Below are 13655 nucleotides of genomic sequence, written 5' to 3'. Positions count from 1 at the left end.
AAATCTTTAAGATTTGACAACCCTATACCCTACCGCAGCAGGTTTACGGCCGTTTCTAGCAGCGTGTCTCTATCCCCCAGCACAGACTCCTGGGTAACAGGCACACGCACATCCGGCACAACGCCAATGCCCTCAATGTGAATATTGCCAGCGCCATCCACTGCGCGGCCGGCGGTGAAGGTGAAATACTCCCCTTCGGGCATGAGTACCTGGCTGATGCTGCCGCCCAGACCGGCCGTGGGATAATGCCCCACAATGGTCGCCCGGTCGTTCAGGGTCATGTCATAGCTAAAAAATTCGCAGGCGCTGGCGCAGTCTGGCCCGACGATAACCGCTATCTTGCCGCCATAACGCAGGTCTTCGGAAGGCAGGTAGAAAAAGTTTTCGCCGCGTGGATCAAAGTAAAACTCGCCGCGATCTTTGTCGAAACGGCCGGTGCTGCCCAGCGACAGCGCTTCGTCGAAGAAATAAGCGGCCATCTGGTCGGCCAGGAAGCCGCTGCCGCCGCCGTTCAGGCGCATGTCAATGATCAGGCCGGGCACTTCGTTTTCGTTTAGTTCGCTCATCAGCCGTTCCCAAAGCTGCACGGTCAACAGGGCGTTGTCGGAGAAGCTGAAAATTTGTACCCGCGCCAGACCGCTGTCTGGCAGTATTTCATATTGCAGCGGCAGTTCAAAGCCGGTGGGGATGGACTCTTGCAGCGCGGCGAACAGGCTGTCTTGCTCAAACTCAATGGCGACGACGGCCGTTTCCGCCGCGCCATCGGGGTTTTGGAAGGTCACTTCCACGCTTTCAGAGATGACCGGGAAGCGGGTGACAAAGGCGGTTTGCGCCAGTCGTTGGTTGTGGGGGGTGCTGACCGGGGCCAGCCAATTGGTGGTGCTGTCTACAGCAGCATTCATAGGCATGCCATCCAGGGCGATGATTTCCGCGCCCAGTTCGATGCCGGCCTGTTCGGCCGGACCCTCTGCCAGGAGCCAGGTTGCCAGGAAACGGCCGTCGTCCAACTCCTTCACCACCAGGCCAATGCCGTTGGCGTTCATGAAGCCAAATTCATCCTGAATGAATGGGCCGCTGACATGGCCGTCGGGAATTGCCCAGGCCAGATCGCGCAGGGCGGTGCGATAGGCTTCGACGTCGCCATCTTCATCGGCCGCTTCAAATGCGGGACGCAGTTCGGCGCGCAGCGCTTCCCAATCTATGCCTTTGTATTCGGTGAAGGCGTACTCGTTCTGCAGCTGGTCAATCAGGGCGTCGAAGGCGTCCGTAAAGCTCAGGTCGGAATAATCTACCAGCGCCGCGCCTTCCGGCTCGATCAGGTCAATCTGTTGGCGGCGCGCCCGGTCGAAGACAAACGGGTCGCTGTCCATGTGGACGATGGTGTATCCCTGCGGCAGAGCGACGATGGGATCATCTTCGGTGAAGAGCAGACCATCCTCGCCAAAGCCGGCCGGAAAACCCTGCTGGTCATCCAGCGCATACACCAGGAAGCTGCCGCCGATGATTTCGCGCTCGGTGGCCGCCTCTTCGCTGACGCGGGTAGAAGCGTAGGCGGTGGACCAGCCGCCACCGCTCAGGTCGCGCTCTTCCAGGAAGGGGTCGCCAAAGGTATTGGTCCAGTAGGCGATGGCGAAGACCTGCACGCCGGGGTCGGTTTCGCCGTCGTTGTCCACGTCGCGCAGCGTGCCTTGCGGCTCGATGGGCAGGGCCAGGCTGTAGCTAAAGGGGGACTCGAAGAAGTCGGAGGTTAGCTGGCCGAGCGCCTGGGACTCGACGGGCATGAGGAAATGCTCGTTGCGATCCACGAAGCCGGCCTGGTCTTCCAAAATAACCACTGGCGCGGCGACGCCCAGGGTGAAGAAGGGATTGGTATACGTCACCACCCCGGTAATGCTGACCGGCCCGCCTTCGTCGTTGACGATAGGGGCGGGTGGGAATTGGGATTGGGGGGTGGCGGTTGGGGGTTCGCTGGTGGGTACGAAGGTAGCGGTGGGTTGGATGGTGGTTTCTGTGGGTTCTGTGGTGGGTTGGGTGACGGCCGTTTCGTCCGCCGCTGCCGTTGGGAAGGGTGTTGGCGTGGCGGCGGGCTGCTGGCAGGCAGCCAGCAGCAGCAGCATAACGAGGACTGTCACAAGGAAATGATTTCGGTTCATGGTTCTTCCTATCCTTTGTCATTGATGGTGGGGCTGTTTCCAGGCTCCAGACTGGATTGTACCGGGAAAAGGGGTGATGGGGGAATAGGAAACGGCCGTTTCTCACCGCCACGTTACCTTCTGTTTACAACTTCTTAAGGTTGGCTGCGCCAGGGGCTAAAGCCCCCGTCTAAAAAACAACGCCCCGTAAACGGGGCTGAAGAACAGGAAAGCCAGGTTTACCCGGCGTCGTTTTGCTGCCGGGGCGTTTACGCCCCGGCAAGTGCCCCTACCCGAATGTAATCCCCTGCGCCAGCGGCAGGTCTTTGCCCCAATTAATCGTATTCGTCTGGCGGCGCATGTAAGCCTTCCAGGCATCCGAGCCAGACTCACGGCCGCCGCCCGTCTCCTTCTCGCCGCCGAACGCGCCGCCAATCTCCGCGCCCGACGTGCCGATGTTGACGTTGGCGATGCCGCAGTCTGACCCGCCCGCGCTGAGGAAGCTCTCGGCGGCGCACAGGCTGTCGGTGAAGATGGCGCTGGAAAGACCCTGGGGCACGTCGTTGTGTAGGGTGATGGCCTCGTCCAGCGTGTCGTATTCCAGCAGGTACAAAATCGGGGCGAAGGTTTCCGTGCGCACAATCTCCGTCTGGGCGGGCATTTTGATGATGGCTGGCTCCACAAAATTGGGGCCGAGGTCGGGGCGGGCGCAGCCGCCGGTGAGCAGTTGGCCGCCGTCGGCCTGGGCTTGCTGTACGGCGCGCAGCATGGCGGCGACCGCTTTTTCATTCACCAGCGGTCCCATTAACACCCCCGCTTGCAGCGGGTCGCCGATGGGCACTTGCCGGTAGGCCTGGGCCAGCCGGGCGGCCAGGTCGTCGGCGATGGTGTGGTGGGCGATGAGGCGGCGGGTAGAGGTGCAGCGCTGCCCAGCCGTGCCCACCGCGCCAAAGAGGAGGGCGCGGGTCGCCAGGTCCAGATCGGCCGTCTGGTCTACGATGATGGCGTTGTTGCCGCCCAATTCCAGCAGGCTGCGGCCCAATCGCCCGGCGACGGTTTGGGCGACGATGCGGCCAACGGGGATGGAGCCGGTGAAGGCGATGAGCGGGAAACGGCCGTCTGCCGTCATCCTCTGTCCCACGTCCGGCCCACCCACAGCCAGGTTAAACAACCCGCTCAGGCCATAATCGGCCATGACCCGGTTGGCGACGTGCTGCACAGCAACGGCCGTTAGCGGCGTCAGTTCTGAAGGTTTCCAGACCATTGTGTCGCCGGCGACAGCGGCGATGGCCGCATTCCAGGACCAGACGGCCGTAGGGAAGTTGAAGGTGGTGATGATGCCGATGGGGCCGAGCGGCTGCCACTGCTCATACATGCGGTGGGCGGGGCGCTCCGAATGCATCGTCAGGCCGTAAAGCTGGCGGCTGAGGCCGACGGCAAAGTCGCAGATGTCGATCATCTCCTGCACTTCGCCGATGCCTTCGGCGCGGATTTTGCCCATCTCCAGGCTGACCAGTTCGCCCAGCGGTTCGCGGACTTCGCGCAGGGCGTTGCCCAGGTCGCGGATGAGCAGACCGCGTTGGGGAGCGGGGGTGCTGCGCCAGGTATGGAAGGTGGAGACGGCCGTTTGCACCACCTGTTCATACGCCTCTGGCGTGGTTGTTGTCACCTGGGCGATGGCTTCGTTGGTCGCCGGGTTGAATGAGGTGATGGCCGGACCGTCGGCCAGCCAGCCATCTGGCCCGGTGCAGGTTCCAGGGTTGATAGCGCTCAGGTTGAGTTTATCGAGTAATGATTTCATGGGAATCTCCTGGTGAATAATTAACAGTTAGTAGGTAAGCGTTCACCCCCCTCCCTAACCTCCCCCTTTGGGAGAGGGAACTTGCTCCCTCTCCCTTTGGGGGAGGGTTGTGGAGAGGGCAAGGGGGTTGCACGAATACGTTAGTGGGCTATTTTACCAGGGTGGATCGCTTATGGGGAAAATCATCGTTTTTTCGTTACGTTTGTCATATGATCAGGTGATTGATTTGGATATGATTTCTATGTTTTGGCTTCTGATACAAGGCATAATTAGTTTGGGTCTGGTGCAAAGGATGCCAGACTTGCATGCTGTAACGCGATTTGCCGGGCTTGTGATGCGCGCAGCCGAATGATTGCGCCACATCAGTATCCGTAGGCCGAAGTCCGTATCCCGTTATCCATTGGCATTTTCCAGAGTTAGCAGCCTACGGATTACCGCTTACGGATACTAGCCGCGAACGAAAGCGCCGCTATCCAGTAATTAAAATGCAACAAGGGTGGTTGTCCGGTTTTGGACTACCACCATACCACCTGGTCCCCATGACGTCTTATTGACGAATCGCTGAATATTCCGATCATATAGGTAGGTAACAGCATAGGTTAAAGTCGCCGGATCAGGCATTATTTGTGGGTTGGAAAGGAGTGGTTGAGATGTCGGTTTCTTACACAGGAATTAAGCGGGCTTTGTTGGGGACGCCATTCCCCACGCGCAATGAAATCCATGAGCGCCTGGATAAGGTTCGTGGTCTGGCGATTTTTGCTTCTGATCCCATCAGCAGCAATGCGTATGCCACGGAAGCGATTATGAGCGTGCTGATTTTGCTGGGCAGCGGCGCGTTGGCGCTGACGCTGCCCATTGCTATGGGGATCATGACGCTGGTTTTGTTGGTGGTGTTTAGCTATATCCAGACGATTTTGCATTACCCAGACGGCGGCGGCGCCTATACGGTAGCTAAAGATAACCTGGGCATGTATCCATCGTTGTTTGCAGCGGCGGCGCTGCTGCTGGATTATATTCTCACGGTGTCGGTGTCGGTGTCGGCTGGGGTGCGGGCGGTCACGTCGGCTTTCCCAGAGACGTTGGATTACCGGGTGTTGATGGCGATTACGGCCGTGCTTCTTTTAACCTGGGTAAACCTGCGCGGCGTGCGGGAAAGCGGCACCATTTTTGCCCTGCCTACCTATGCTTTTGTAGGTGGTGTCATCCTGGTCATTGGGTTGGGCCTGGTGCGTTACTTTGGCATGTTTGGCCTGACGCCGCTGGCCCCGCAGATACATGACGTAGCGCCACAGCGGCCGGTGACTCAATTCCTGTTTATCTGGCTGGTGCTGCGCGCTTTTGCCGCCGGTTGTACGGCTCTGACCGGCATTGAGGCCATCAGCAATGGCGTGCAGGCGTTTAAACCGCCGGAATCTAGAAACGCCGCCAAGACCATGGTGGCCATGGGTATCATTGCCATGTCCTTGTTTGTTGGCATCACCTTTTTGGCGACTCACCTGAATATTTTACCCTCCGAAGAAGAGAGCGTCTTGTCGCAGATGACGCGTGGCGTGGCCGGGGGCGGTATTTTGTATTATTGGGTGCAGTTTTTCACGATGATGATTTTGTTCCTGGCGGCCAATACTGGTTATCAGGATTTCCCGCGTCTTAGCTCTTTCCTGGCGAAGGATGGCTTTTTGCCGCGCTGGATGACCCATCGCGGCGACCGGCTGGTGTACAGCTATGGCATTGTGATGCTGGCTTTGCTGTCCTCAGCGCTTATTATGGTGTTTGAGGCGGACGAAATTGCCATGCTGCCGTTATATGCCCTGGGCGTGATGTTAAGCTTTACTCTGTCGCAGTCCGGTATGGTGCGGTTGATGGGCAGAATTGGCCGGCTGAAGCCGGGCGAATCAGAATTTACCGGGGTGACGACGATTCATTATGAGAAGGGTTGGCCGTTGAAGCGCATATTAAATGCGGTAGGGGCGTTCACAACGGCCGTTGTCCTGGTGGTCCTCATCGTCACTAAATTCGCCGAAGGGGCCTGGGTGATTGTCGTGGCTGTGCCGCTGATGGTCGTTTTCTTCCGCAGCATCCACCGTCATTATGACAACGTGGCCGCGTCGCTCAGTACCCAGGACCTCAAGTTGGCCGATGTCAGCCGGCCGGTTGCCAACGTCCTCATCATGCCCGTCGCCGACATCCACCGGGGGACGTTGTACGCCTTGCAGTTTGCCAAAACTTTTTCTAGTGATGTACGCGCTGTATCCATTATCACCTCCGAAGCGGACAAGGAGCGCCTGGACCGGCGCTGGAGCCGTTTTCCAGAAATTACCAAAGGCGTCACCCTTGTCCCGATTGAATATGAATACCGCGATATTCTGACGCCGCTGGTAGAATACATTGAAAAGGTTAACCGTGAGGAGTTTCCTGGTCAGGTCATAACGGTGGCGATCCCTGAATTTATACCGGAATCGTTGGGCACCCAGTTCTTGCATAACCAGACGGCCTACTTCTTGCGCTTCCGACTGCGCGGTCACCGCGATGTAGCCGTGGTGGACGTGCCGTATCACATTTCGTAATTGTGCCCAGACCCGAAGGGTTTTGTGAAGCCCTTCGGGTCTATGTGTGGTACCCGGAAGGCGGTTTCATTTTGGTTAACAGGAGGATTTGGATGAGTCAGGCGACGATGCGATGGGGTCGGAAAACGGCCGTGTTTTTGCTCATAGTGCTGCTCTTGGGCGTTACCCAGGCAGCGCGCGCCGAAGGCATAATCCTGGGTGACCGGGTAGCCCTCGGCGAGGAAATTGAAGGTGATGTGATCCTCAGTGGCAACGATGTGCGCCTGTCTGGCGTGGTGGACGGCGATGTTTTTGCTGTCGGGCGTACGGTGATTGTAGATGGCCGCGTCAGCGGCAGCCTGTTTGTGGTTGGCGATAAGGTGATCATTAACGGCGAAGTGGGCGGCAGCGTGTACTTGGCCTCGGTGTCGGCGCAGGTGGGCGGAACGGCCGTACTCAACCGCAGCCTCTATTTTCTGGGCCTGAACCTGCTAACCGAGCGCGGCTCCAACGTGGCCCGCGACCTATATGCCCTGACTTTTAGCGCCCGCCTGGGCGGCAGTGTGCAGCGCGACACCCAGGCGGTGATCGGCCTGATCGAAGTGGTGCGCTTTGTGCTGAATATGCTCAACCGCGTCACCACCAGCCAGCCGGTCTCCTTTCTGGAGCCAGGGCTGACGATTGACACGCGAGGGCGCGGGACGATGTACCGGGTACAGGCGCAGGCGGAACCGGTGAACCCGCAGTTGGTCGCTTTGGGCGATTGGCTGGCGCGAAACGGCCGTTTGCTCATCAATTATCTTATCGTGGGCATCCTGATGTTGTGGCTGCGCCCCGCTTGGCTGCAAAAATGGTCGGGACAGGTGGGCAAACGGCCGTTGCCCACTGCTGGTTCTGGTCTGGCGGTTTATGTCATCGGCTTCACTGGCGCACTGGTTTTGCTGTTGGTGCTGTTTGCCGTCGGCGCAGGGATGGGTCTGGCGACGTTGTGGGGGCTGGCGTTTACCTGGTGGGGCATTTCTTTGTCGGCGCTCAGCCTGGGTTTCTGGATTTTTATCCTGTTTGTGTCGTACCTTAGCAAGGTGATTGTGGCTGCCTGGTTTGGCGGCTGGCTGCTAAACCGGGTGTTTCCCGATACCGATGGACCGCGTCGCTTTGGGCCGCTGCTGGTGGGGCTGGTCCTGTTTGTGCTGCTGGCCTCCATCCCCTACGCCGGCTGGGCCTTGAGCATGATTGTGACCTTCATCGGCCTGGGCGCGGCAGCCAGCGCCTATCTGGAGATTCGGATTAAGAGAACGGGAACGGCCGTTGAGGGGAAGTAAACCGGAAACCGGGCTTGGCTCATTCCAGGTGATATGTGCTTTACAAATTTAGCAAGAAAGCGTGTCATTCAGCGTAAATTTGTAAAGAAGTTGTTTCGCTCGATGAACCGTGCCGTATTCCGTACTCCGTTACACTGAATACTGAACACTGAATACTGAACACTGAAATGTACCAATTTGACCTGACGACGGTTGGTGGTTTCCTGGCCTCCTTGTGGGGGCTGATGCGCGGAGTGTTGTCGTTGGACCCGGCGGCTTACCAGGCGGCGTTGGCCCAAACAGGCGGCGCGCGTTTGTCGGTGGCGGCGTTGTTTGTATCCGGGCTGTCCATCACTTTGGGCCAGAGTGTGGTGTTGTTTGCCAATCGTATCCCGCGCCGCCGTTTTGTCTTCAGCCTGGCGTTGTCGTCGCTGCTGCTGTTGGTGGGGGTGCTGTTTTGGGCGGCGACGGTCTGGCTGCTGGCGGCTTACTTGTTTGGCGCACAGCAGCCCTTCCGCAGCGTGTTGATTGTTGTCAGCCTGAGTTATGCACCGCTGCTGTATGGCGTGTTGGTGCTGCTGCCCTATTTGGGCGGCATCATAGACATTCTTCTGCGGGTCTGGATTGTGGTCGGCGTGGTGGCGGCGGTGATGGTCATTTTCCCCCTGGCTTTCTGGCAGGCGGTGGTTTGCTGCCTGTTGGGTTGGCTGTTTCTGGAGTTGGCGACGCGCTTTCCGCTGGTAACGGCCGTTGAAAGCTATCTGTGGCGCATTACCGCCGGCGCGCCGGAACTACTGTCTACGGCCGATGCGGTGGACAGCTTTGTCCAAGATCTGCGGGCCGCGTCCCGCCCGCCGCTCGCCGACGGTTCAGATGAGGCGGCGCCATCATGAATATGGTGATTGAGCCGTTGGTCTGCCTGGTGGGCTTGGGTGTGCTGCTCTTTTTTTTCATGGCCCTGGCTGCCCCGCTGGAGGCGCTGGGCTGGTGGTCGGGTTGGTCTAAACGGCGGGCGGTTGTGGCCCGGCCATCTACCCAATCTCTGCCACCCGCCGCCGACGCCGATTATTTCCTGGTGTATCTCACGGCCATTGGCGGCATTTCCGCCGAGGACATTTCCCGACGCGAGCGCGGCTTTTTGGACAAACTGCAAGCGCAGGTCCCCAACGCGGTCATCATCCACGATGTATTCCCCTTTTCTGTCAGCAACAACCCACTCAACGGCGAACGGCAGTTTGCCTGGCTGTGGCAAAAAATCCACAACAGCCGCCTGAAAGGACGCGCCGGTTTTGTGGCGGCGCTGATTTTTATGCGCAATCTCATGCAAGTGGGGGTATCCGGCGACGCGCGTTATGGTCCCATTTACAACGTTGGCGTAGCCCGCGAGATTGCCCTGAGCCTGCTGCGACATGGCTACCAGCCGGGCAGCGGCAAGCCGATTACGGTGATGGGTTGGAGCGGCGGCGGGCAAATCGCCGTTGGCGTGGTCCCCTACCTGCATCAGGCGTTGGACGCGCCGGTCTACGTGGCCTCTATCGGCGGCGTTATTGCCGCCGAGCCGGGCGTGGCTTACGCCGAACAGGTGCTGCACCTCCAAAGCGCCATTGACTATTTCCCCACCATTGGCGTTGTGCTGTATCCGGGGCGCTGGCCGATGATGCGTTATTCTCCCTGGAATCAGGCGAAGCAAGACGGCCGTATCCTCACCATAGACCCCGGCCCCATGCGCCACACCGGGCGCGGCGACTACTTCGATTACAAGGCCACACTACCAGACGGCCGTACTCACGTGGAACAAACGGCCGCGTTGGTTGGCGAGTTTGTGCGGCGGCAGCCAGTGGGGCGTCTTGGGGAGCCAGAGGGATAGGCAGACAGGGTGGTTCTGTAGGCGTATGCGCTATTTGAGTTTGTTGGTGACCTTTGTCGCCGCTGCGGCGCTGGTGAATCCACGCAGCGGCATGCTGCACTTTTTCTTCTGGCCGATTAAGCTGCTGGCGACGGCGCTGTCGCCGCTGCTGACGGTGGTTAGCTGGCTGCTGGCCCTGCAGGGGCGGCGGCGGGGGGACAAACTGTTGATGGGATTGGGTGTGGCCGGCACGGCCGCTGCCCTGCACCATTTCGCCGACATCACCCGCCCCCGTGAAACCGCCCTGATTGACGCCTTTGGCCCGGAGTGGGACGCGCGCATCCCGGTTGTGATGCGCGCCCGCTTTACCCCCTGCCGCTGGCGGCCGTTGGTCTGGGACGAACCGGTGGGTCGGGTGCAGCGCCACGTGGTCTACGGCTTTAACCCCGATGTCACTGCGCCGCTGGTGGCCGATATTTTGCGACCGCCGTTAGGCGTGGCTCCGTCTGGCCTGGCGATGATTTTTGTGCATGGCGGGGCGTGGCGCTACGGCCGTCGCAACATCACCAAATTCCCCTATTTCCGTCAGTTAGCCAGCCAGGGACACCTGATCATGGACATTGATTACACCCTCAACCCCCACACCTCGCTGCCCGGCATGGTCATGGACGTGAAACGGGCTATCCTCTGGCTCAAAGAACATGCGGCCGAGTATGAGTTGAACCCGGAGCGCATTGTGCTGACCGGTCAGTCGGCCGGCGGCCATCTGGCGCTGCTGGCCGCTTACACGCCCAACTATCGCGCCCTGCAACCTAGAGATGAAGCGGGGCAAGTGTTGGCCGGGGATACGGCCGTGCGCGCCGTGATCTCTTACTACGGGCCACCAGACATGGTGGCCTTGCACGAAGATTTCCAAAAGCGCTTTGAGACCGTTTTATCGGAGCGGGTGAACGGACGGTTGAATCGGATTTTGCAGCGGATTGGCGAAGATGGCTGGGAGCAGGGGCTTTCGGCGCTGGTCGGGGGGCCGCTGGCGGACATCCCGGAGATGTACCGGCTGATTTCGCCCATCACCTACGTGGACGCCGACTGTCCACCGACGATGCTGCTGCACGGAACCCACGATGTGCTGGTAGACCACGAAGCGGCGGCGCGCCTGAGCCGGGCGCTGCATCTGGTGGGTGTGCCGGTGGTCTATTTGCCTTTGCCCGGCTGCGAACACAGCTTCGAGTCTGTTCTTCCGCGCATCTCACCGGCGGCGCAAACGGCCGTCTACTACATGGAACGTTTCCTGGCCCTGGTAGTGTAAAAGTGTAGAGATAGGGTGTAGAGACTCTACTCTATCTCTACACCCTATCTCTCGCTTTTTACCGCGGGCTGATCAGCGGCTCGTAGCGCAGGATGACCTGGCCGGTGGCGTCTTTGATCAGCAGTTCGTTGGGATTGAGCTGGTAGGTGGCGGCCTGCGGCAGCAGTTGGAAGAAGCGCGTCTCCTGCTGCATGATGCCCGGCGGGTCCGCACAAAGGATTTGGGTGCTGTTCAGGGGGGTGATCGTGATCTGCCCGTTTTGGCCGCTGAAGGTGGCCGTGTAGGTATTGCAGCCGCCGGTTCCGCTGACTTGTGTCCCCGGTCCAAACAAGGTCGTCACTTCCGTTCCGTTTAGCAGCGAGACCAATGCCCCCACGCCATCATAATAGTACAGCAGACGCCAGGATGTATCGCTGAGGGGTGGCACGCTGGGTGGGGCGCTGACCGTGATCACCCGCTGCTGCGCGTCCTGACGGCCGTCTAAGCCATTGGCCTCCAGGCGATACGTATACGTGCCCGCGTCGTTCAGGCAGTCTGGATTGGCCCCGCTGCCGGGCGCATTGTCCAGAATGACCGACCCGTTGCGCAGCAGGCGGATGGTTGTCACCGTGCCGCCGACGCTCCAACTAATGTTGACACAATTCCCGGCCTGAATTTGTTCCGGCGCAACGCTGAAGGAGAGGATTTGCGGCGGGGCAACGGTGGGCGTGGGCGGAATGGGCGGCGGCGTGGCCGTCGGCTGGGTGGGCGCGACAACGGTGATGGTTTCGGTGCGGTTGCTGGTTCCCCCGGGACCGGTGGCCTCAATGCGATAGGTAGCGACGCCCACCTGCGGCGGGCAGTCGGACGTGGAGCCGTTGACCGGGGCGCTTTGCCATAAGACGGTATTGTCGCGGAACAGGCGTACATTGCTGATCTGGCCTTCCACCCACCAGTTCAGGCTGACGCATTGTCCCAATGTTACCTGGTCCGTCGGCGTCACTGTAAAACGGTGGATGGTCGGCGCGTTGCTCACCGCCTGGACCAGGATGGTAATTTCGCGCACTTCGACGCTGCCATCCTGACGGATGACCCGCAGTTCGTAAACGGCCGTTTGCGGCGGACATTCGGCGCGCGCGCCAGAAGGGGCCACAGGGCTGTTTTGCCAATTCTGCCCCCGCTGGTAGAAAAAGACCGACCTGGCTCCGGTGACGGTCCATCTAAAATTAACGCATTCGCCGGCGATGATGTTGGTGCGGTCCACTGTAAACTGGATGTTGGCCGCGGGCGTCTGGGTGGCGACGGGCGTTGGTGTGGCCGGACTGGGCACGCGAATGCCCACCCAAATGCGGTTGCCGAAGATCTGTCCCTGCGGATTGCGCATAGACCAGAATGCCTGGTATGTGCCCGGCGTCAGCGGCGAAACCAAGTCGGCGTAGATGTCGTGGGTTTGGCCTGGGAGTACCTGGCCCTGAACAAAGGTCGGTTGGCCGCCCATTTGCGCCAGCGGCGAGTTGCCGCTGACAAAGACCAGGGCGTAGCGATTGTCCCAGGTGCAGGTTCCCGAATTGCGGATACGCCACCATTTGCGGAACGGCTGTCCCGGTGAAATTTCCGGTGGGGCGGTCATGTTTCTATCGTCCAGGTTCAGGTCTTGCACAAAGGTCATCTGGTCAATGCAGGCGACCGGCGTGGCGGTGGGGAAGGGTGTAGCCGTGACCGGCAGCGCGGTGGGCAGCGGCGCGATTTCCTCGGGCCGTAAGCCCAGGTATTGCTGCACCAGGGCATTCAACCGGCCGGAATTTTGCAGTTGGGTCAGGGCGTTGTTGATCTGGGTCTGGGTGGTGGTCGCGCCGTTGATCAGGCCGATGGCTAAACGCTGGGGGTTGAGTCCCTGGCCGACGATTTTTACACCGCCGGCAATCACGGCCGTTTGCGCCGGTGGCAAATCGAGAACAACCAGGTCTATACGGCCGTTGCGCACATCATCCAGCGCCTGTGTCGCCTGTTGGTAAATCAGCAGGTTTTCGGCCGGCATCAGGCCCGTGGCTACCAGCGAATCTTGCAGCCAGCGCTGGTAGACAGATGAGCGCTGCACCCCCACACGGTAAGCCGCCAGTTGGCCTACCGAAGTAATGCTGGCGATGTTGGCGTTTTGGCCGGCCAGAATGGCGTCGTCGCTGACAAAATAAACATTGGAAAAATCGAACGAGGCTTCCCGCTCCGGCGTGACGGAAATAGCGGCAATGGCCACGTCAATTTGTTGCAGCTGCAGCGCCCCAGCCAGCCCGTCAAACGACGTGTCTCTGAGTTCAACCTGCACGCCCAATATCTGGGCGATTTCTTGAATGAGGGCGATGTCGAACCCTTCCGGCTGGAAAGCGTCGTTGTAAAAAGCGAATGGCGGGTAATCCAGGGACGTGCCAACGACCATCTTGCCGGATGAGCGGATGCGTTCCCAGGGATCGCTGGCGGCCGGCACGGTGGGCGGAATGGGCGTTGCTGTGGCCGACGGCCGGGGATTGGAGAAGTAATTGAGCAGCGCCGACGTAAAGGCAATCGCCACAACCAGTCCGGCGGCAATTAGAATGACCAATAGAATGTTGGATTGTCTTCTGGGCATCTATTCCTCCATCTTCTGCTCGGCCTCTGGCAGCGACGCGGGAGGCCGAAATGAACATAATCGAATTCCCGACGCGAGTAGTTATATCATAATTGGCCGAAATTTGTCTACATAATGATGA

8 protein-coding genes are annotated in these 13655 nt (G+C 59.6%); 5 read left to right on the top strand and 3 right to left on the bottom strand.

All coding sequences use genetic code 11. The features are described from left to right. Positions 1 to 29 precede the first annotated feature (29 nt). Positions 30 to 2153, bottom strand: coding sequence for a hypothetical protein (locus tag IPM39_17285; protein ID MBK8987794.1), 2124 nt, complete (start codon positions 2151 to 2153; stop codon positions 30 to 32). A gap of 268 nt (positions 2154 to 2421) precedes the next feature. Beyond that, positions 2422 to 3933, bottom strand: coding sequence for an aldehyde dehydrogenase family protein (locus tag IPM39_17280; GenBank protein MBK8987793.1), 1512 nt, complete (start codon positions 3931 to 3933; stop codon positions 2422 to 2424). Between the two features lie 650 nt (positions 3934 to 4583). Between IPM39_17280 and IPM39_17275 the strand changes: the two genes are divergently transcribed. From IPM39_17275 to IPM39_17255, 5 genes are all read left to right on the top strand, one after another. Continuing rightward, positions 4584 to 6497 (top strand): APC family permease, encoded by a 1914-nt coding sequence (locus tag IPM39_17275; GenBank protein MBK8987792.1) that lies wholly within the window; start codon positions 4584 to 4586, stop codon positions 6495 to 6497. Positions 6498 to 6589: 92 nt separating this feature from the next. Continuing rightward, positions 6590 to 7798 (top strand): polymer-forming cytoskeletal protein, encoded by a 1209-nt coding sequence (locus IPM39_17270; GenBank protein ID MBK8987791.1) that lies wholly within the window; start codon positions 6590 to 6592, stop codon positions 7796 to 7798. Positions 7799 to 7965: 167 nt separating this feature from the next. After that, positions 7966 to 8670 carry a hypothetical protein gene (locus IPM39_17265; protein MBK8987790.1) on the top strand — a complete coding sequence of 235 codons (705 nt, stop codon included), beginning with the start codon at positions 7966 to 7968 and terminating at the stop codon, positions 8668 to 8670. Next, positions 8667 to 9644, top strand: coding sequence for a hypothetical protein (locus IPM39_17260; GenBank protein MBK8987789.1), 978 nt, complete (start codon positions 8667 to 8669; stop codon positions 9642 to 9644). Before IPM39_17265 ends, IPM39_17260 begins: the two co-directional genes overlap by 4 nt. 25 nt (positions 9645 to 9669) lie before the next feature. Further along, positions 9670 to 10932, top strand: a complete 1263-nt coding sequence (locus tag IPM39_17255; GenBank protein MBK8987788.1) for an alpha/beta hydrolase — start codon at positions 9670 to 9672, stop codon at positions 10930 to 10932. A gap of 58 nt (positions 10933 to 10990) precedes the next feature. Here the strand turns inward: IPM39_17255 and IPM39_17250 are convergent, their stop codons facing one another. Next, entirely contained in the window at positions 10991 to 13534 is a 2544-nt protein-coding gene (locus tag IPM39_17250; protein MBK8987787.1) for a transporter substrate-binding domain-containing protein, read from the bottom strand. Between the last annotated feature and the right edge of the window lie 121 nt (positions 13535 to 13655).

This window comes from Candidatus Leptovillus gracilis, from assembly GCA_016716065.1.
In the GTDB taxonomy this organism is placed as follows: Bacteria; Chloroflexota; Anaerolineae; order Promineifilales; family Promineifilaceae; genus Leptovillus; species Leptovillus gracilis.
Note: the sequence above shows the minus strand (reverse complement) of the source record. Positions and strands in the feature narration are given on the sequence as shown.